16 protein-coding genes and 1 pseudogene are annotated in these 19,093 nt (G+C 68.1%); 8 read left to right on the top strand and 9 right to left on the bottom strand.

The window, feature by feature from the left end; translation table 11 throughout:
- Nucleotides 1-7: 7 nt before the first annotated feature.
- From ACYR7D_RS13595 to ACYR7D_RS13605, 3 genes and pseudogenes are all read left to right on the top strand, one after another.
- On the top strand, nt 8-910 hold the full coding sequence (locus ACYR7D_RS13595; RefSeq protein ID WP_459549872.1) for a 3-hydroxyacyl-CoA dehydrogenase family protein: 903 nt from the start codon (nt 8-10) through the stop codon (nt 908-910).
- Nucleotides 910-2,060, top strand: a pseudogene (locus ACYR7D_RS13600) (acyl-CoA dehydrogenase family protein). The gene ACYR7D_RS13595 and the pseudogene ACYR7D_RS13600 overlap by 1 nt, the downstream one beginning before the upstream one ends.
- A gap of 34 nt (nt 2,061-2,094) precedes the next feature.
- The gene (locus ACYR7D_RS13605; RefSeq protein WP_459549873.1) at nt 2,095-3,267 is read left to right on the top strand and encodes an acyl-CoA dehydrogenase family protein; all 1,173 of its coding nucleotides are present in this window, start codon (nt 2,095-2,097) and stop codon (nt 3,265-3,267) included.
- 88 nt (nt 3,268-3,355) lie between these two features.
- Here the strand turns inward: ACYR7D_RS13605 and ACYR7D_RS13610 are convergent, their stop codons facing one another.
- Entirely contained in the window at nt 3,356-4,150 is a 795-nt protein-coding gene (locus ACYR7D_RS13610) for a thioesterase family protein (protein ID WP_459549874.1), read from the bottom strand.
- 175 nt (nt 4,151-4,325) lie between these two features.
- Here ACYR7D_RS13610 and ACYR7D_RS13615 point away from each other — a divergent pair, with 175 nt between their 5' ends.
- Both ACYR7D_RS13615 and ACYR7D_RS13620 read left to right on the top strand, forming a co-directional pair.
- Nucleotides 4,326-4,976 (top strand): GntR family transcriptional regulator, encoded by a 651-nt coding sequence (locus ACYR7D_RS13615; RefSeq protein ID WP_459549875.1) that lies wholly within the window; start codon nt 4,326-4,328, stop codon nt 4,974-4,976.
- Entirely contained in the window at nt 4,973-6,172 is a 1,200-nt protein-coding gene (locus ACYR7D_RS13620; RefSeq protein ID WP_459549876.1) for an MFS transporter, read from the top strand. The genes ACYR7D_RS13615 and ACYR7D_RS13620 overlap by 4 nt, the downstream gene beginning before the upstream one ends.
- A 9-nt stretch (nt 6,173-6,181) precedes the next feature.
- On the opposite strand, the gene ACYR7D_RS13625 is transcribed toward ACYR7D_RS13620, so the two are convergent.
- Together ACYR7D_RS13625 and ACYR7D_RS13630 are read right to left on the bottom strand one after the other, a co-directional pair.
- Complete coding sequence (locus ACYR7D_RS13625) at nt 6,182-7,399, bottom strand: NAD(P)/FAD-dependent oxidoreductase (RefSeq protein WP_459549877.1); 1,218 nt, start codon at nt 7,397-7,399, stop codon at nt 6,182-6,184.
- Between the two features lie 61 nt (nt 7,400-7,460).
- Nucleotides 7,461-7,934 (bottom strand): RrF2 family transcriptional regulator, encoded by a 474-nt coding sequence (locus ACYR7D_RS13630; RefSeq protein WP_459550148.1) that lies wholly within the window; start codon nt 7,932-7,934, stop codon nt 7,461-7,463.
- A gap of 580 nt (nt 7,935-8,514) precedes the next feature.
- On the opposite strand from ACYR7D_RS13630, the gene ACYR7D_RS13635 reads away from it, so the two are divergent.
- The 3 genes from ACYR7D_RS13635 to ACYR7D_RS13645 all read left to right on the top strand — a co-directional run bounded on the left by ACYR7D_RS13635 (nt 8,515) and on the right by ACYR7D_RS13645 (nt 13,678).
- Complete coding sequence (locus tag ACYR7D_RS13635; protein ID WP_459549878.1) at nt 8,515-10,104, top strand: AMP-binding protein; 1,590 nt, start codon at nt 8,515-8,517, stop codon at nt 10,102-10,104.
- 487 nt (nt 10,105-10,591) lie between these two features.
- Entirely contained in the window at nt 10,592-12,556 is a 1,965-nt protein-coding gene (locus tag ACYR7D_RS13640) for a beta strand repeat-containing protein (protein ID WP_459549879.1), read from the top strand.
- A gap of 117 nt (nt 12,557-12,673) precedes the next feature.
- Nucleotides 12,674-13,678, top strand: a complete 1,005-nt coding sequence (locus tag ACYR7D_RS13645) for a hypothetical protein (RefSeq protein ID WP_459549880.1) — start codon at nt 12,674-12,676, stop codon at nt 13,676-13,678.
- Between the two features lie 86 nt (nt 13,679-13,764).
- Here the strand turns inward: ACYR7D_RS13645 and ACYR7D_RS13650 are convergent, their stop codons facing one another.
- The 6 genes from ACYR7D_RS13650 to ACYR7D_RS13675 form a co-directional block, all read right to left on the bottom strand.
- Nucleotides 13,765-14,496 carry a TetR family transcriptional regulator gene (locus ACYR7D_RS13650; protein WP_459549881.1) on the bottom strand — a complete coding sequence of 244 codons (732 nt, stop codon included), beginning with the start codon at nt 14,494-14,496 and terminating at the stop codon, nt 13,765-13,767.
- Nucleotides 14,497-14,506: 10 nt separating this feature from the next.
- Nucleotides 14,507-15,706 carry a thiolase C-terminal domain-containing protein gene (locus tag ACYR7D_RS13655; protein ID WP_459549882.1) on the bottom strand — a complete coding sequence of 400 codons (1,200 nt, stop codon included), beginning with the start codon at nt 15,704-15,706 and terminating at the stop codon, nt 14,507-14,509.
- A gap of 135 nt (nt 15,707-15,841) precedes the next feature.
- Nucleotides 15,842-16,996 (bottom strand): thiolase domain-containing protein, encoded by a 1,155-nt coding sequence (locus tag ACYR7D_RS13660; protein WP_459549883.1) that lies wholly within the window; start codon nt 16,994-16,996, stop codon nt 15,842-15,844.
- Entirely contained in the window at nt 16,993-18,063 is a 1,071-nt protein-coding gene (locus ACYR7D_RS13665) for a lipid-transfer protein (RefSeq protein WP_459549884.1), read from the bottom strand. The genes ACYR7D_RS13660 and ACYR7D_RS13665 overlap by 4 nt, the downstream gene beginning before the upstream one ends.
- Nucleotides 18,056-18,529, bottom strand: a complete 474-nt coding sequence (locus ACYR7D_RS13670; protein WP_459549885.1) for a Zn-ribbon domain-containing OB-fold protein — start codon at nt 18,527-18,529, stop codon at nt 18,056-18,058. The genes ACYR7D_RS13665 and ACYR7D_RS13670 overlap by 8 nt, the downstream gene beginning before the upstream one ends.
- Nucleotides 18,529-18,987, bottom strand: coding sequence for a DNA-binding protein (locus ACYR7D_RS13675; protein WP_459549886.1), 459 nt, complete (start codon nt 18,985-18,987; stop codon nt 18,529-18,531). Before ACYR7D_RS13675 ends, ACYR7D_RS13670 begins: the two co-directional genes overlap by 1 nt.
- Nucleotides 18,988-19,093: the final 106 nt, after the last annotated feature.

The raw sequence follows: 19,093 nt of genomic DNA on the forward strand, positions 1-19,093 counted from the left end.
GCCGAGGTTGAGCACGATCAATCGCATCCTGGTCGTCGGGGCCGGGGCCATGGGATCGCAGATAGCGCTGGTGTGCGCACTGGCCGGCTATCGCGTGACACTGGCCGATATCGACCCTGCCCGGCTGGAGACCGCGCGCGCGGAAATCGCCGGCCTGCTGGCCCGCCGGGTTCGTAAGGGCCGGCTGACCGAAGCCGACGCCGCGGCCGCGCGGTCGCGGCTGGATACCGGCACCGATATCGAAATTCTCGCCGCCGACGCCGATTACGTCATCGAGGCCGTGGTGGAGAAACTCGAGATCAAACGGGACCTGTTCGCCCGCCTGGACCGCGCTGCCCCCGCACACGCCATCCTCGCCAGCAACTCCTCGGGATTCGTTCCCTCCCAGTTGGCCACGGCCACCGACCGGCCCGATCGCTGCTGCAATATGCATTTCTTCAACCCGGCGCTGGTGATGACCTGTGTGGAGGTGGTGCCGGGCCCGCGGACCGCGCCCGCGACCGTGGCCGCCACCGTCGCGCTGGCCGAAAGCCTGGGCAAAACGCCGGTGGTGCTGGACCGGGAGATTCCCGGGTTCATCGCCAACCGCATCCTGAACGCGGTGCGCGACGAGGCCATCGCCCTGCTCGAGGCCGATATCGCGTCGGTGGAGACCATCGATACCGCCTGCCGGACGGCGCTCGGCTACCCGATGGGTCCGTTCGAGCTGATGGACCTCACCGGTATCGATATCGGTTACTACACGAAACAGGCCCGGTTCGCCGAAACCGGCGATCCCCGGGATGCTCCGAGCCGCAGCGTCGCCACCCTCGTGGCTCGCGGGGAACTCGGCCGCAAATCCGGTGCCGGCTGGTACACCTACGCCCCCGACGGGAGCGCTGTCGCCCGCCCCCGACCCCAGGAGATCTGATGGAAACGATCCTGACCCTCGAACAACGTCAGTTCCGTGACTACGCGCGCGATTTCCTGGACAAGGAGGTGGTGGCTCGCCGGCGGGAATGGGACCGCGCCGAGTCGGTCGACCTCGTAATCGTCGAAAAGCTCGGCGAGATGGGCTTTTTCGGGCTGACCATTCCCGAACAGTACGGCGGTCTGGGTGGCGACTATCGCACCTACTGCATCGGGATGGAAGAACTCGGGCGTGCCGATTCCGCGGTGCGCGGCATTGTTTCGGTATCGATGGGGCTCGTCGGCAAGGTGATCCTCTCGCACGGTACCGAGGAACAGAAACAGCAGTGGTTGCCGCGTATCGCCACCGGCGCGAGCCTGGCCTGTTTCGGGCTCACCGAGCCGAATACCGGATCGGATGCGGGCAACCTGGAAACCCGGGCGGTGCGCGAGGGTGACAGCTACGTCCTCAACGGTCAGAAAATGTTCATCACCAACGCCACCTGGGCCGAGTCTGCCTGGTGTTCGCCCGGACCGGCGCGGCCGGCCCCAAGGGGGTGAGTGCTTTCCTCGTGCCCACCGATACCCCGGGATTCGAGCGGCGGGAGATCAAGGGCAAGCTGGGCCTGCGCGGACAGGCCACCGGGGAGATCTACCTGACCGATGTGCGGGTGCCCGCGAGCGCGCGGCTCGGCGCGGAAGGGGAGGGTTTCGCTATCGCCATGCACTCTTTGGACAAAGGCCGGGTATCGGTGGGCGCGGGCTGTGTCGGCATCATCATGGGGTGTCTGGAGGCGGTGGTCGACTATGCCACCCAGCGGCGCCAGTTCGGCCGCCCGCTGGCCGGATTCCAGCTGGTGCAGGACATGATCGCCGATATCTCGGTGGAGCTCGACGCCGCTCGTATGCTGGTGTGGCGGGCCGCCGATCTCATCGAAGCGGGTGAGCCGTTCGGGGTCGCGGCCTCGAAGGCCAAGTACTACGCCAGTGAGGCCGCGGTGCGGGCGGCCAACAGCGCGATCCAGATATTCGGCGGTTACGGCTACATCGACGAATACCCGGTACAGAAGTACCTCCGCGACGCCCGCGTGATGACGCTCTACGAGGGCACCAGCCAGATCCAGAAACTTCTCATCGGCCGCGCCGAAACCGGTATCAGCGCGTTCGTCTGACATACGGGAACAGCAGGGAAAGGAAAAATTACCCATGGTCACTCCCCAGGCACCGCTGGAACTGTTCGGAACCGAGGAACTGATCGGCGAGGACGAGCGCGCCATCCGCGATACCGTCCGCGATTTCGCCGCCGAGCGGCTCCGGCCGTATCTGGCCGAATGGTTCGACACCGCCGCCCTCCCGGCCCGGGAACTGGCTCGTGAGCTCGGCGAACTGGGTGTGCTCGGAATGCATCTGGAGGGCTACGGCTGCGCCGGTACCAGCGCCACGGCCTACGGCCTGGCCTGTATGGAACTCGAGGCCGCCGATTCCGGGCTGCGCAGCCTGGTGTCGGTGCAGGGTTCGCTGGCCATGTTCGCCATCTGGCGGTGGGGGTCGGAGGAGCAGAAACAGGAGTGGCTACCGCGGATGGCGGCGGGTGAGGCCGTCGGCTGCTTCGGGCTCACCGAACCGGATTTCGGCTCCGATCCCAGCGGTATGCGCACCTACGCCCGGCGCGACGGTGACGATTGGGTGCTCAACGGAACCAAGATGTGGATCACCAACGGGTCGATCGCCGACGTCGCGGTGGTGTGGGCGCAGACCGACGACAAGATCCGCGGTTTCGTGGTGCCGACGGATACCGCCGGTTTCTCCGCGCCGGAGATCAAACGCAAACTGTCGCTGCGCGCCTCGGTGACCAGCGAACTGGTGCTCGACGACGTACGGCTGCCCGCGAGCGCGATATTGCCGGAGGCGCGCGGCCTCTCCGGCCCGCTGTCCTGCCTGAACGAGGCCCGCTACGGGATTGTGTTCGGTGCGCTCGGCGCCGCGCGGGACTGTCTGGAAACCGCCATCGCCTATACCGGGCAGCGCGATATTTTCGGCAAACCGCTGGCCGGCTATCAGGCCACCCAGCTCAAGATCGCGGATATGACCGTGGAACTGGGCAAAGGCATGTTGCTCGCCTTACGGCTCGGGGCGCTCAAGGATGCGCACCGGCTGCGGCCGGAGCAGGTCAGCGTGGGCAAGCTCAACAATGTGCGCGAAGCTCTGGCCATCGCCCGGGAATGCCGGACGCTGCTGGGCGCCAACGGCATCAGCCTGGAGTACCCGGTGATGCGCCATGCGTCGAATCTCGAATCCGTGCTCACCTACGAGGGCACTTCGGAAGTACATCAACTGGTCATCGGTCAGGCCGTAACGGGTCGTTCCGCATTCCGCTGAGCGTGCTCCCGGCCCGGTGCCCGTCCGGTTCGTTTCCCATACCCCGCCACCGGGGCCGGACGACCGTGGGTCATCCGGGCCGGATGGCTCAGCGGCGGTCCAGGAAGAGGGTCTGGGTGCTGCGGCCGAGGGGCCCCTTCTCGTCGAAGAGTGCCGATTCGGCCAGGCCGATCCCGTGCGGCTGCGGGTGGGTGACGGCGTCGAGGCACACCCATTCGCCCACGGGTTGCCGGTGCAGGGTGACGGTCAGATCGGTATTGATGAACAGGTAGCTGTTCCAGTCCAGCACCGCGCTCACCCCGCTCCCGGAATCGGCGGCGGCGAGGGTGCGTTCCAGCGGGCTGGGGGTGGTACCCGCGACGATCGGGTAGCCGAGCCGGATCCAGCAGATCGCCGGCCCGGGTTCGGCGAAGGAACCGGTGACGAAGCGGTATTCGATACCGGTGTGGAATCCCACCGGCTGGGTGGACGGGAACGGTTCGGGTTCGGGGGCCTGCGCGGGGCCCGGTCGCACGCCGGCCGGTAGGAAACGGCCGGGTAGTTCGAGTTCCGGTTCGGCCGGTTTGAAGCGCCAGGCGTTCGCCCGCATCACCGGCCCGCGTTCGGTGGAGAGGGTGGCTTCGATGAGTTCGACGCTGCGGCCGGGACGCACCAGCCGGGCCTGTGCGGTGAGCGGGGCCAGCGGTACCGGACCGAGAATCTCGACGGCCACTCGGCCGACCTGGAAACCCGGGCGCGGTTCGCACCGTTCGATCACATGGCCGAGCAGCGCGGACGGCGGGCCGGCGTGCTGGGCGTGCGGCGACCACGGCCCGCGGGTGAGTTCGGTGGAGACGAACCGCTGCGGGTCCTGCGGGTCGGGCAGATAGAAGGCCTCGTTCATGTGGTTGTCCGTTCTTGGATCGATGCCGGCGCCGGCTGCTCGCGCTGTGCACGACGGTACCGGCGGCTCGGGCCGGCTCCTCGGGGTGTCCGGATCGGCTGCTCGTGTGCCCGACCGGGGTGATTTCGCAGACAAGCTCGGATACAAGCTTGTATCTATCCGATACAGTGGAGCCGTGCAGAAATCATCCTATGAATCTGCGTCCGTCAGCGCCGCCGACCGGGCCTACCAGCTCACCAAGGAACTCGTCCTTTCCGGTGAGCTGCCGGGCGGTCATCTCTTCAGCGAAAACGAGATCGCCGGTCGCCTGGGCCTGAGCCGCACCCCGGTGCGTGAGGCATTCGTACGGCTGCAGGCCGAGGAACTGCTGACCCTCGTCCCGAAGCGCGGCGCGATCGTCGTGCCCGTTCCGCCGGGGGAGGCGGAAGACGTGCTGGACGCGCGCGAAGCCGTGGAAAGCGCGGCGGTGCGGCGCCTGCTGCGTACCCCGGGCCGGGTACCGGTGGCGCTCGCGGAACTGCGGGCCGCGCTCGACGTACAGCGCGGGCATGCCCACCGCGCCGACCTGCACGCCTTCGCCGAAGCGGACGAACTCTTCCACCGCACTCTGGTGGCAGCGGGCGGTAACGCCCTGCTGATCCGTTTCTACACCGGCCTGGCCGACCGGCAGCGCCGGATGAACGTGGCCGCCCTCGCTCCGGCGCCGGAGCATATTCCCGTGATCCTGCGGCAGCACGCCGAACTGATCGACATCATCGAAGCCGGCGATTCGGCGGGGTTCACCACGGCGCTGCGGACACATCTGGACGGAACGCACCGGCGATGAGGCAGGGCTCATGGCACGCGGCGGTGGCCGCGATCTTCGTCTGCGCCTGGGGTGGTAACCAGTTCACGCCACTGCTGGTGATGTACCGGGATATCGGTTTCTCGCCGTTGGTGGTGAACGCCCTGCTCGGCGCCTATGTATTCGGCCTGGTTCCCGGCCTCCTGCTCGCCGGTGGCCTGGCCGCGCGTTTCGGGCGGCGACCGGTGGTGCTCGCCGGCGTCCTCGCCTCATCGGTGGCGAGCCCGCTGCTGGCGGCCGGGGTGTACGGGGTGGGCTGGATCGCCGCCGGACGGCTGATCTCCGGTTTCGGAGTGGCGGTGGCCATGGCCGTCGGCACCACCTGGGTCACCGAACTCGCCGCCCGCACCGGTAGCGGTCCGGCGGCCGGTGCCCGTCGTGCCGCGCTCTGGCTGACCCTGGGTTTCGGGTTCGGGGCCGGTGTCGCCGGGGCACTGGCCCAATGGGGACCGGCGCCCATGGTGCTGCCCTACCTCGTCCACACGGTCCTCGCGCTCGCGATCCTGCCCGCGCTGTACCGGGTGCCGGAGACAGGTCTCGGCGGAGGACGCGGCGGACGGTTCTCCGCGGTGCGGCATCCCCGATTCCTGCGGGTGGTCGCGCCGATGGCCCCGTGGATCTTCGGGTCCGCGGCCGTGGCCTACGCGATCATGCCGCAACTCGTCGGTGACCGGGTGGGCGAATGGGGCCTGCTCTACTCGACCACGCTCACCGTCGCCGCTCTCACGGCCGGAGTACTGGTGCAGCCTCTCGCCAAACGGCTCGACCGCACCACCAGCGCGCGTGCCGTGGTGGTATCCATGTCGGTCATGCCGGTGGGGCTCCTCGTCGGCGTGGCGGCCGCGATGGTCCGTTCGCCCCTGCTGGCGCTGGCCGCCGCCCTGGCTCTGGGATGTGCCTACGGGATGGCACTGGTTTCCGGGCTGCTCGAACTGCAGCGCTTGGCGCGGCCGGAGGAACTGGCCGCCCTCACCGGCGTCTACTACGCCCTGGCCTATCTCGGCTTCCTCCTGCCGTCGCTGTTGAGCCTGCTCGGTGCGGTGGCGGATTACCCCGTGCTGCTCGGGGGCCTGGCCGTGGTCGCCCTTGCCGGGGCCGCGAGTATCGTCCGCCACTCCCGGTCGTTCCTGCCGGCCCGCGCCGTCGTGGTGGAGCCGGAACCGGCTCGTATCGGCTGACCGGGTAGGTCACACCGTTCCCGGGGCGGGGATCTCCCGCACCGAGAATCGGTAGTCGGCCTGGCGTAGTAGTTCCTCCGGATCATCGGTGGGCGGATAGATCCACACTTCGTTCACCGTGCGCTTGCGGGCCTTGGCGATTGCGCCGGTGGCGACCACCCGCCGGTCCCAGCCGTTGGTGAACACCGCGCCGGTGGAACCCAGATCGAGGCAGGTGACGTACGGGGCGGCCGTGAACGGTGCCGCGGGGTGCCCCAGCAGCCCGGCGGCCGCATTGTGGCCGGCGAACTTCCCGAGCTGCAGGGCGTGCTGGCAGCACTGCAGCACGGTCCGGTCGGGTCCGGCTGCCGCGGCGGCGGTATCGCCCGCCGCGTAGACGCCCGGTACCCCGGTGACCTGGAGATCGGCATCCACTTCCAGGCGCCCCAGGTGATCGCGGGCGGCGGGGATATCGGCGGTGAGCGCGCTCGCGCGCACGCCCGCTGTCCAGACCACCGTATGGGCGGCCGGCGATGTACCGTCGGTGAGAGTGACCCGGCCCGGTTCCACCGCCACCAGGCTCGTACCCAGTCGCTGCTCCACCCCCAGCGCGGCCAGGGCCGCGGTGATCTGCGGCCGGGGGCCCGGACCCAGTTCGGGACCGATGGTCTCCGCTCGCTCCACGAGTACCACCCGGACCTGCTCGTCCGGCGCCGGTCCGGCCGCGCGGAGCCGGTCGACCAGTTCGGTGGCGATTTCGAGGCCGGTGAACCCCGCCCCGACCACCACGGCGGTGTACCGTCCCGCACCCGGGGGCAGTTCCGCCAGCCGGCGCAGATGCGCGTCCAGGGCGGCAGCCGCCGGAAGGGTGTCCACGTCGTGCAGCAGTTCGGCCCCAGGGAGTTCGGGCCGGACGAGCCGGCTGCCGGTGGCGAGAACGAGCCGCTCCCAGTCGATTTCACGAACGACGCCGTCGCGTTCGACAACGGTCACCGTCCGATGGGTGGTGTCGATCGTGGTCGCCGTGCCCGCGATTCGGCGTACTCCCACGGGGCCCAGGATGCTATCCAGGCAGACCCGCATCCGGTCCGGTTCGGCCTGGTACAGCCGCGGGCGGATCACCAGATCGTCCCCGGGGGCGATCAGGGTGACCGGTAGATCGCGGCCTGCCGCTCGCGCCGCCCGGACCGCGCCGGCGGCGCTCCAGACACCGGCGAAGCCGCCGCCCACTACGACTATTCCGGGCACTGTCCACTCCTTGTCGATGGGTACTTCCGGGGTTCTGTTCCGGCGGAACGCGGCTCCGCTGTCATGGTGCCGGGCTCGCGAATGCTTGCTGGGTGCGCTCGGCGGAGCCGGCGGGGGCCGTGATGGCCAGGTCCGCGATGGTCTGTGCGGCCAGTTCCCGGCGCCAGGCCAGTTCGGCCCGGCGTATGGCCACCGCGATTCCGCACGCAGCGGTGAAGTCCGTGGTCGCTGTGCGGCCGCTGAGGCCGCGCTGCCGGATCTCCGTGCAGCGGAAGGGGGCGGTTGCGCCCTCGACGGCGGTCACGACATCGAGCAGGGTGATCTGTTCGGGCGGACGAGCGAGCCCGAATCCGCCGCGAACGCCCCGGGACGAGGTGAGGATTCCCGCGCGTACCAGGGTTTGCAGGCGTTTCTTCAGATACTCCTGTGGCAGGTCGAACCAAGCGGACAGGCGCGTGATCGGCACCGGCCACTGTTGCTCGAGCCAGGCCAGTGTCACACAGCAGTGCAGGCTCCATTCGACGCCCTCGCCCATTTTCACAATAGGGATATTAAATATCCCTTTTTAGATCCGCAACCGTGCTCTCCGGGCCGGTGGGTTCCGCTATCGGCCGGGCCGGAGCAGGGTTCTCGTTCTTCTGCCGCCACGCCAGATCCGGTCGAGGCGGGTATGAAAGTCATCGGCCGGCCGGCAGTTCCCATGCGCAGTCCGTTGATCGACCTGGACGAAACCGGCCACCACCGCGCCCGCCACTACCTCGGTCGGCGCCCGTGCCGTCGAACGTTTCCTGCGGCCGGTGAGTTACCGGAACGTTCCCGGGAAGCTGCTCACCGCCGAGATCCGGAAGGAGGGTCCACTCGGTATCCGGCGGCGCGTGGACGGGATGCTCGCGGGGGATCGGCCTTACCACTCGGCTCGGCGCTTCGTGGGGCTCTCGCTGCCCGCGGATTGTCCCGCGAATAAAGTAGAACGTGTTATAGTTTTTGCGGTTTGCGAGCCCCGGTGGGCGGTTCGCGGGTCGTACCGCCGTGCGGCGGCGTCGGGTCGCGGCTGTACCGGGGCGCCGGTCAATTTCGCTCGGCCGCTCCCGGGAGCAGGCCCGAAAGGCAGACGAATGAACACTGAGCCGCACGTCGACGACACCGATCTGCTGCACCGCGAGCCCTTGGCGGTGGAGCTGCTGGGCAAGGCCCTCGAGCGTTACGCCGACCGCACCGCGGTCCATATCGACGACGCCACCCTCACCTACCGCGACGTGCGCGATCACATCAGCCGCTATGCCCAGGCACTGGCCGCGGCGGGGCTCGGTCCCGGATCGCCGGTAGCGGTGTTGTCGGCGAACCGGCCGGAGGTGTTGTTCGCCCAGGGCGCCAACAACGTGAACGGGTCGCGGGCCATGGCCCTGCACCCCATGGGCTCGCTCGACGACCACGCCTACGTTCTGCAGGACGCCGGCGTGGAAACCCTCGTCTTCGACCCCACCGGTTTCGACGAACGGGCCGCGCAGTTGCGGGAGAAGGTGCCCGGCCTGCGGAACCTGTTCTCGTTCGGTCCCTCCGAAGTGGCGACCGATCTCATCGCGGCCGCGGCCGGCTACACCCCCGGCCCGCTGCAAGCGCCGCGTGTCGACCCCGATGCCACGATGAGTCTCGCCTACACCGGCGGCACCACCGGTAAACCCAAGGGCGTGGAGATGAGTTTCCGCGGCAGCGCGGCCTTGCTGCGGATCCAGATGACCGAATGGGAGTGGCCGGAGGAGGTCCGCTTCCTGGTGTGCACACCGTTGAGTCACGCGGGTGCCGCATTCTGGAACCCGACCGCCCAGCAGGGTGGCTCCATCGTGGTGCTGCCCTATTTCCATCCGGCCAAGGTCCTCGAGGCGATCGAAAAGTACAGGATCACCGCGACCATGCTCGTGCCCACCATGCTGTACGCACTTCTGGACAGCCCCGATCTGGACAAATACGATCTGTCCAGTTTGCAGACGGTGTTCTACGGCGCCTCCGCCATCTCCCCGACCCGGCTGGCCGAGGCCATCGAGAAATTCGGGCCGATCTTCTTCCAGTTCTACGGCCAGGCCGAGAGCCCGATGACCATCTCGGTGCTGCGCCGCGGCGACCACGACCTGGACAAACCGGAACGACTGGCCAGCTGCGGCCGTCCGGTGCCGTGGCTGAATGTCGCGCTGCTCGACGACAAGGGCAACGAGGTGCCCCAGGGTGAACCGGGAGAAGTGTGCGTCCGGGGACCGCTGGTGATGAACGGGTACCTGAACAAGCCCGAACAAACCGCGGAGGCCACGGAATTCGGTTGGCTGCACACCGGTGATATCGCCCGGCAGGACGAAGAGGGTTTCCTCTATATCGTCGACCGCAAGAAGGACATGATCGTTTCCGGTGGGTTCAATGTGTTTCCGCGTGAGGTCGAGGACGTGCTGTCGTCGCATCCGGCGGTGAGCGCGGCGGCGGTGATCGGTGTACCGGACGAGAAGTGGGGCGAGGCGGTGAAGGCGGTGGTCGTCCTGCGCGACGGGCAGAGCGTACCGGCCGAGGAATTGCAGGCGCTGGTGAAGGAGCGCAAGGGCGCGGTGTACACACCGAAAACGGTCGATTTCGCCGACAGTATCCCGGTGAGCCCGCTGGGGAAACCGGACAAGAAGGCGTTGCGTGCCCGGTACTGGGGCCAGGGCCGGCAGGTGAACTGAGAGTACAACCGAGGGAACGGGACACCACGCTGTCCGGCCGGTCCTGGAAAGCGCGCGATCGACCGGGCCTCGGGATCGGGAGTGTGCGCGGGCCGAGATGGCCGAATCGGTGAGCCGCACGCCGTTCGGCTGTGCGCGATAGGGTCGCGCGCCGGCGGCCTCTGCCCTTCTGATCCGTGCACCCCTGGGGCCGGCTCGCGGCTTCCGCCGGCAGTGCAACCTTCCGGCTTCGTGCGGCATGCGATGAGACCGCGCCGGTCGGTGTCGACCGAAAACCTCTGGGGCACAAGAGGTTGATATCGCAGCGTGCACGGCAACGAAATCTGCGAAACGCAGAAAAGCGTTCGAAAACGGACGAAAACGGAGTGGTAGAGGCATTGCCGGGCAACCGGTGCGGGGTGTTAATGGAAAGAGCCGGGATTCAACAAGAGTCGGGCGCCCACCCGGTGCAGCGGAACCATCGACCCAGCAACAAGGAGGCAGCGCCATGCCTACCATCATTTCCCTTTCCCCCACCTCAGGGCCCGTCAATACCAGTGTCACGATTACCGGCACCGGCTTCGATCCCATTGTCACGGACGTGAAGTTCGGCAATGTGGCCACCTCTTTCACGGTGGACTCACCCACTCGGATCACGGCCATCGCCCCCGCCTATCTGTCCGGTACCGTGCCGGTCACCGTCACCACCTCGAGCGGCGGCACCAGCAACGCGGTTCCCTTCACCTATGTTCCGGTTCCCGTGCTGAACAGCATCAGTCCCAACCAAGGGTCGACCGCGGGCGGCACGACGGTCACCCTCACCGGATCGGGTCTGACGGGGGTCACCGCGGTCGCTTTCGGTGCTACACCGGCGACTTCGTTCACCGTCGATTCCGATACGCAGATCACGGCCGTATCCCCGCCCGGCACCGGGATCGTGCCGGTCAGGGTCACCGGCCCGGGTGGTACCAGTGGCGCGGTCCCCTTCATCTATGTCGTGATACCTACCATCACTGCCATCGCGCCGACCGCGGGGCCCGCATCGGGCGGTAACACCGTCACGATAACCGGGACCGGATTCACCGGCCCGTTGACGGTGCGATTCGGCACGACCGCGACCATCTTCACCATCGACTCTCCCACCCAGATCACGGCAGTGGCCCCACCCGGAACCGGAACCGTACAGGTCACCGTCACCGGTTCGGGTGGGACCAGCAACGGCGTCGCCTACACCTACGCCGCGGTCCCCACCCTGAGCTCCATCACTCCTGGTTCGGGGCCGGCCGCCGGTGGCACGACGGTGATCCTCATCGGGACCGGATTGTCCACTGCCTCCGCGGTCACTTTCGGTGCCACACCGGCGACTTCGTTCACCGTCGATTCCGATATGCAGATCACCGCTGTCGTCCCGGCCGGTGCGGGCACCGTACCGGTCACCGTGACCACCGCGGGCGGAACCACCAACAGCCTCGCCTACACCTACGTCGCGCTGCCCACCCTGACCTCGGTGGTCCCGAGCTCGGGCCCGGCCGCCGGCGGGACAACGGTCGTCCTCACGGGCACGGGACTGGCGGGAGCGACCGCGGTGAATTTCGGTGCCACACCGGCGACCTCGTTCACCGTCGACTCACCGACGCAGATCACCGCTGTCGCCCCGGCCGGTGCCGGCACCGTAGCGGTCACCGTGACCACCGCGGGCGGAACCAGCAACGGTGTCGCCTATACGTATATTCCGGCACCTGTTCTGACCGCCGCGGTTCCGAATGTGGGTTTGGAAGCCGGCGGAACAACGGTCGTCGTCACCGGTATCGGACTGTCGGGAGCCTCGGCGGTCGCTTTCGGTGGTACACCGGCGACTTCGTTCACCGTCGATTCCGATACGCAGATCACCGCTGTCGCTCCCGCCGGGACCGGGACCGTACAACTCACCGTGACCACTCCCGGCGGAGTCAGTAACGGACTCGCCTATACGTACATCCCGGCACCGACACTGACCACAGCGGTTCCGAATGTGGGCTTGGAAGCCGGCGGGACGATAGTCGTGCTCACCGGGACCGCGCTGTCCACCACCTCCGCGGTCGCTTTCGGTGCTACACCGGCGACTTCGTTCACCGTCGATTCCGATACGCAGATCACCGCTGTCGCTCCCGCCGGAACCGGGACCGTGCAGATCACCGCGACCACCGCGGGCGGAACCAGCAACGGTGTCGCCTACACCTACATCGGGGTTCCCACCCTGACCACGGTGCTGCCGGATACCGGACCGGAAATCGGCGGAACGACCGTCGTCCTCACCGGGACGAATCTGACCGGGGCCACGGCGGTGAATTTCGGTGCCACACCGGCGACCTCGTTCACCGTGGACTCGGACACGCAGGTCACGGCCGTAACACCCGCCGGGACGGGTACGGTACAGGTGACCGTCACCACCGCGGGAGGCACTACCGAAGGTGTCGCCTACACCTACGTGTGACGACTGATGTGGCTGGGCTGTCGCAGGGGTGATAACCGGCGGCCCAGCCACATTGCGGGTTGAGCGAACAGCGACAAAGCCACGATGGGCACAGGCCGCAGGGGTAAGGGGTTTTCGTTGGCAACCGTACTGAAGATGCTGCTGGCGGAGCGGCACCTCAATAGTCATCCGGATTTCCTCGCAGCGTACGACAGGTGCGCGGCACAGCTCGACCCACCTGTTCCGCGCGGTCACGGGCCGGCCAAGGCGCAGTACTACCAATGGCTCTCCGGCCGCATGGTCGGACTTCCCCGCTACTACCACCGCCGGGTGCTCGAGAAAATGTTTCCGGGATGGACGGTGGAAGGATTGTTTCAAATGGTCGATTCGGACGCCACCGTCATCCGGCCGGACCATATCGGTCCGTCGGATACCGATCTCCGGCTTCGAACGTTTCTCGGTGCCGAGACGGCCACCCGGGGGGCGACTCTGGTGTACCCGACCCTGGAGGCGAGCGAGCCGCCCGGGGAGACATCTCGGGAAGCGGAAATTCCCCGGCGGCGCAGATTCGGGGGCAGGCCCGGTGTTCTCGCTCCTCATCACCGCATCGGTGCGCCGGTCATGGTGCCGGAAAACGATATTCGCGGTCTCCTGTATGTGTTCTCCCTACTCCAGCGCCACACCGGTATTCCCACCGATGTGCAGAGCGCCCGTGATATCGTCGCGCACTTCGACGGTCCGTACATCAGCTTCGGACTCATCGGCAACGACTGCGCTCAGCGGTACCTCGAGAGCGTCGAGTGCCCGCTGTTCACGGTCCGGGATGCTCCTGCCGACAACGGTTTCCGCCGGCAGCGCCTGGAGCTGAGCGATGGAAGCAGCCATGAGTCGAACAAGGATCGCGATATCGGCATCATCGTGCGGGTACGACCGAGCCCGGATCTGCACCCCGGCCGGTACTGTATCTACTGCGTGGGATCGGGCCCGCGTGGTACTTCCGGAGCGAGTTGGTACCTGGCCAACAACTGGCGTCTCCTGCAGCGTCGTGCCGGTGGTCGCGAGTTCGTCGCGGTCATCGGTGTCCGTAGATACTCCGACCGGACCGCGGTCTTGGAGCATCTGCTGGTGGAATCGACCGATTAGAACTCCCCCGGCGGCGGCCCCGGCCGAAGCGCCGTACGCGCGAGGACGTGACCGAATCCGTCGACCGGCTCGGGTCACCACGATGCTCACCGGTCCGGCGGCCCGGTGAGGATCGCGGTGACCGTATCGATCAGTTCGACGAGCAGTTCGTCGGGGGAGAGCCGGGTACCGCTCAGCGCGAGCATGCCCCGCAGGCCGTCCGGGTCGCCGAGGGTCTGGAATGTGAGGTTCATGGCCTGGGTGAGGCGGAAACGGAGCGTCCGGGGCGCGACCCCGGCAGCGATCTGTTCCAGTAGAGCGTTGAACCGCAGCGCCTGGGGGGCGAACCCCTCGGTGAGCCTGGTGAGGGCGGGATGATTACCGCTCATGATGCCCGCGACCAGGCGGATCCACGGTGTGCCGCCGGCGGCGGCGAGTTCACCGACCGGGCGGACGAAGGCCTCGGCCAGCGCGCGGGCATCGGGTGCGCCGGAAGCCTCGACGGCGTCCAGCAGTTCGGCGCGCCGGGCGTGCAATTGTTCGCTGCGGCGGCTGATCAGCGCCTCGACCAGGGCATCCTTGGAACCGAAGTGATAGTGCACGGACGCGACGTTCGCACCGGCTTCGGCCATCACCGCGCGCAGTGATACCGCGTCGATCCCGCGTTCGGCGAAAAGCCGTTCGGCGGCCAGGATCAGGCGCTGATCGGTGGGCAGATCGGTGCCGGACAAGGGGCCGGGGTCCGGCCGGGCCGCGTCGCCGGCCGCGTCCGCATCCCGGGGCGGGGGCGCGGCGGACGAGCGTATCGCTCGTCCCGTCCGCACCCGGCTTCTCGTCATGGCCGAAACTCTAGGAGACCGTGTCCGGCGCGCCGTACAGGGTCACCACGCAGGCGCCGCCGAGGCCGAGATTGTGCGCGAGCCCGAGCCGCGCGCCCGCCACCTGGCGATCTCCCGCGGCGCCGCGTACCTGCGTGACCAGCTCGGTGCATTGCGCCAGTCCGGTGGCGCCGAGGGGATGTCCCTTGGAGATGAGCCCACCGGAGGGATTGACCACCCAGCGGCCGCCGTAGGTGGTGGCACCCGATTCGATCAGCGCGCCGGATTCGCCTTCACCGCACAGCCCCAGCGCCTCGTAGGTGAGTAATTCGTTGATGGAGAAGCAGTCGTGCAGTTCGAGCACATCGATATCGTCGATACCCACCCCAGCGGTCTCGAGCACCTTCCGGCCGGCGATCCGGGCCATGGGGGCGCCCACCACATCGATCATCGAGCCCGAATCGAACGAGGCGCCGGTATCGGTCACCAGTTCCTGGGCGAGAATCGGTACCGCCCGATCGAGCCCGTGCGCGCGGACGTAGCGTTCGCTCACGAGTACCGCCGCGCCGGCGCCGTCGGACATGGGGGAGCACTGCGAGCGGGTCAGCGGATCGGAGACCGGTTTGTCGCCGAGCACCTGTTCGAGGGTGTAGGCGTCCTGGAACTGAGCTTTGGGGTTGCGGGTGGAGTGTTCGTGGTTCTTCACCGCGACCCGGGCCAGCTGTTCGCGAGTGGTCCCGTACCGCGCCATGTGTTCGCCGGCGGCGGCGCCGAAGAACTGAGCGGTCATCGGAGCGCTACCGAAACCGGCGGCGGCCTTCAGCGCGGCCATGTGCCGGTCGACCGTGGTGACCTTCGGGACCGTGCCGTCGCCGGACATCGCCTGTTTGGTCATCTGCTCGAACCCGGCCGCGAGCACGATATCGGCCAGCCCGGCCTGCACCCATTCCCGGGCGAGTACGAGTGCGGTCGATCCGGTGGCGCAGTTGTTGTTCACGTTCACCACCGGGATACCGGTGAGGCCGATCTCGTAGAGCGCCCGCTGCCCCGCGGTGGACGGCTGGAAGACGTAACCGACGGCCGCGCGCTGCACCTGCTCGTAACCCACTCCGGCATCGGTGAGTGCCTGCCCCACCGCCTCGGCGACCATCTCCGGATACGTCCAGTCCCGCGACTGGATCTTCTCGAACTTGGTCATACCGACACCGGCGACATATACCCGCCCGCTCATGATCTCTCCTCGGATAGTGATGGATGCGGTCCGCGGCGGCCAGGGCGAAGGCGGAGGTATCGCATCGTGGTCTTTTCTCAGGGGCTGGTGGATGCGGTCCGCGGAGGCCGCAGCGAAGACGGAGGTATCGCGGTATCAGGAGTCCGGCGGTTCGGAGCCGACCACCCAGAGCGCGTGGAACTGCGCCGCCCCGCCCATGGCGTGGCCGATGGCGCGCCGCGCGTCCGGTACCTGGTGCTCGCCCGCGGTGCCGCGGACCTGCATGGCCGCCTCGGCGAAGCGCAGCAGACCCGTCGCGCCGGTGGGATTCCCGGAGAGCACGCCACCGGAAGGGTTGATCGGCAGTGACCCGTCGAACGCGGTCCGGCCGGAGTCCACCACCTTCCAGCCGTCGTGCACCGGCGCCAGACCGACGTTCTCCAGCCAGATCGGTTCGAACCAGCTGTAGGGGATGTAGAGCTCGGCGGTATCGATCTCGCGGGCCGGGTCGGTGATCCCGGCCTGCCGGTACGCCTCGGCCGCGCACTGCCGGCCGGCCTCGGGGTCCACCTCGTCGCGGCCGGCGAAATGACCGGTCTCGGTGCGCCACGACATTCCGTGGATCCAGGCTGGGGGACGGCCGGTGTGGTGCGCGTCGGCCTCCCCGGTGATCACCACCGCGCACGAACCGTCCGAGGACGGGCACGATTCCAGGAAGCGGATCGGATCCCACAGCATCCGGGATTCGCGTACCTGCTCCACCGTGATGTCCGGCAACTGGATATGCGCGTACGGGTTGCGTGTGGCGTTGAGGCGATGGTTCACCGCGATCTGCCAGCCGATATGCTCCGGAGCCGCCGAACGGCGGATGTACTCCCGGATCACCGGGGCGAAATGCGCTCCCGCTCCCGCGCCCAGTTGCGCGCTGAACGGCAGCCCGCGCGAAAGAGCCCAGGTGAAATCGCCCTCGGATTCCTTCGAATACGCGACCACCAGCACCCGCCGGGCCAGCCCCGCCTGCACCAGATGCGCACCGTAGATGGCGGCGTGCCCGCCGACGCTGCCGCCGGTGAAGACCCGGGTCACCGGTAGCCCACGAGCCCCCATCGCATCGGCGAGGTACAACTCCGGGTTCATCACACCGTCGAACAGATCGGGGGTCTTCGACAGGACGACGGCATCGATATCCCCGAACTCCAGTTCGGCATCGGCCATCGCCTCGTCGACGGCTTCGCGCACCATCGCGCCGATGGTGACCTTGCGTTTCTTGGCCTGTTTGCTCTGTCCGATTCCGACGACCGCGAGTTTCATCGGTCTCCCTCCAGTAGGCAGATCATGTTCTGCTGGAGCGCGGGCCCGCTGGTGGCGTGTGCCAGGGTGCGGTCCGCACGACCGGTCAGGATGTGCTGTGCCGCTTCGCCGATCCGGATGAGTCCGGTGGCGGTGGTGGGCCGGGCGGTCAGCGGTCCGCCACCGGGATTGACGGTGGCCCCGGACAATCCGAGTGCCTGCGTCAGTAATGGTTCCTGATAGCTGTACTCGGTGTGCAGTTCGGCGATCTGCACCTCGCGGGCCGCGAAGCCGGCCTGCTCGGCGGCTTTCGCCGCGGCCGTCGTCACCGTGTCGACGCGGGTCAGATCGCGGGTTCCCGGATAGTGGCTGTCCATCCGGTGGTCGGCGCCGCGTACCCAGGCCGGGCGCCGTGCCAGCCGCCGCGCGGTATCCCCGGCCGCCAGCACCAGGACCGCCGCGGCATCACCGATCGGCCCTCGATCGTGTTCGCGCAGCGGCGACGCCAGATACGGCGCGGCCAGCAACTCGGCCACTGTGACCTCCCCCGACACCTGCGCGCCCGGATTGCCCACCGCGCCCGCCCACGCCCGGGCCACCACCTCGGCCAGCTGTTTCTCGTCCAGCACACCGGCGGCGATCAGCGCCTGCGCCTGTAGGGCGGCCAGCGCGTCCTGATGCGGGCGCAGTGGGGCCAGGAAGTACGGGTCGAGCTGGGTGGCGGTCACCTGGTCGAGATCGCGGGCCAGCGACCCGCGCCCGACACCGTAGACCACCGCGATCTCGCCCTCGCCGAGTTGTAGCCACGACCAGGCTTCGTAGGCCGCCCAGGCCGCGTCCATCTCGACATGGGATTCCGAGATCGGCGGCCACGCGCCCACCGCGTCGAGCGATTCGATATAGGCGAAGGTCCGGCCTTCGTGGAAATCGTGGCTGCCCGACGCCCAGAAGTCGACCTCCGTGCGGTCGATCCCCGCCGCGCCGAGTGCCTCGCGCATCACCGGCAGCAGGATCTCGGCCATATCGTCTTGCCGGTCGGCGGCGGTTCCCGGCGACTGCGCGAAGGCGACCACCGCGATATCACGCATCGGGACCTCCTGTGACCGGCCGGTAGTAGCGGATGCTGTTCATGGATGTGTCCAGGTCCTCCTCGGCGCACCACACCGGTTCCACGCGCATCCCGATGTGCACATCGGCGAGTTCGACGTCCCGGATCAGATGCATGAGCGTGGTGTCCGCGCCGTCGACCTGGATATAGGCCACCAGGTACGGCGGGTCGATCACCTGACCCGGGAACGGGAAATTCACCACGCAGAACGTTTTCACCACGCCGGTGCCGTCCAGTTCGAACGGGGCGGAGAGTCCGGCCAGGCAGCGGGAGCAGAATTCCGGTGCGGGTAGGTACACCCGTTCGCAGGCCGGGCAGCGGCGGGCCAGCAGCCGGCGTTCCTTCAGTCCGCGCAGGAAGGCCGAGCGTCCGGTTCCGGCGACGAAGGTGTAGTCCACCTTGTGCGGACTGGTGAACGATTCCACGGGGGCGGGCAGGGCGCTCATCACGACTCCACCGGTGCGAAGCAGACGATATCGCGGATACTGCCCACCCGTTCGGCGCGCCAGCGGGGCGCCACCCGTAGCCCCGCGGTGAGGCGGGACGGGTCGCCGCCGGTGTCGACGGCGTGGAAGAGGCCGCCTGCGGTGCCGTCGATGGTGATCAGGGCCCAGGCGAAGTGGTCGGCCTCGATATCGTCGCCGGGCCGGGTGGGTACCCAGGTCCAGTGGGAGACGGTGCCGGTGGGGGCCAGGCGGACCAGTTCGCCGGTGGGAGCCGCGGTGGCCGGGTCGAACTCCAGGGCGGGGCAGAGTATCGCGCCGGATGCGGTGCGCACCCCGTACAGCTCGCCGTCGCGCAGGCCGCCGAGGAACGTGCCGATCTTCTCGCCGACTGTCCGGTTGTACGGGAATTCGATGCTGTAGGGCGCGGTGAGGCTCGCGTCCGGGGACTCGGCTGTCATCGGTCTCCTACTGCTCGGGGGCGCGGCCCGGCACTGGACCGCGTTTCGATCGTGGCCCGGCCGGCGGCTTGTGTCAATCACTTGATTGAATCGCTTGATCGGTCCA

It is taken from the genome of Nocardia sp. X0981, from assembly GCF_977089955.1.

Coding starts and splice junctions, on each gene's coding strand:
- ACYR7D_RS13605 (WP_459549873.1), top strand. CDS start 2,095: ATGGTCACTCCCCAGGCACCGCTGGAACTGTTCGGAACCGAGGAACTG.
- ACYR7D_RS13610 (WP_459549874.1), bottom strand. CDS start 4,150: ATGAACGAGGCCTTCTATCTGCCCGACCCGCAGGACCCGCAGCGGTTC.
- ACYR7D_RS13620 (WP_459549876.1), top strand. CDS start 4,973: ATGAGGCAGGGCTCATGGCACGCGGCGGTGGCCGCGATCTTCGTCTGC.
- ACYR7D_RS13630 (WP_459550148.1), bottom strand. CDS start 7,934: ATGGGCGAGGGCGTCGAATGGAGCCTGCACTGCTGTGTGACACTGGCC.
- ACYR7D_RS13635 (WP_459549878.1), top strand. CDS start 8,515: ATGAACACTGAGCCGCACGTCGACGACACCGATCTGCTGCACCGCGAG.
- ACYR7D_RS13640 (WP_459549879.1), top strand. CDS start 10,592: ATGCCTACCATCATTTCCCTTTCCCCCACCTCAGGGCCCGTCAATACC.
- ACYR7D_RS13650 (WP_459549881.1), bottom strand. CDS start 14,496: ATGACGAGAAGCCGGGTGCGGACGGGACGAGCGATACGCTCGTCCGCC.
- ACYR7D_RS13655 (WP_459549882.1), bottom strand. CDS start 15,706: ATGAGCGGGCGGGTATATGTCGCCGGTGTCGGTATGACCAAGTTCGAG.
- ACYR7D_RS13660 (WP_459549883.1), bottom strand. CDS start 16,996: ATGAAACTCGCGGTCGTCGGAATCGGACAGAGCAAACAGGCCAAGAAA.
- ACYR7D_RS13665 (WP_459549884.1), bottom strand. CDS start 18,063: ATGCGTGATATCGCGGTGGTCGCCTTCGCGCAGTCGCCGGGAACCGCC.
- ACYR7D_RS13670 (WP_459549885.1), bottom strand. CDS start 18,529: ATGAGCGCCCTGCCCGCCCCCGTGGAATCGTTCACCAGTCCGCACAAG.
- ACYR7D_RS13675 (WP_459549886.1), bottom strand. CDS start 18,987: ATGACAGCCGAGTCCCCGGACGCGAGCCTCACCGCGCCCTACAGCATC.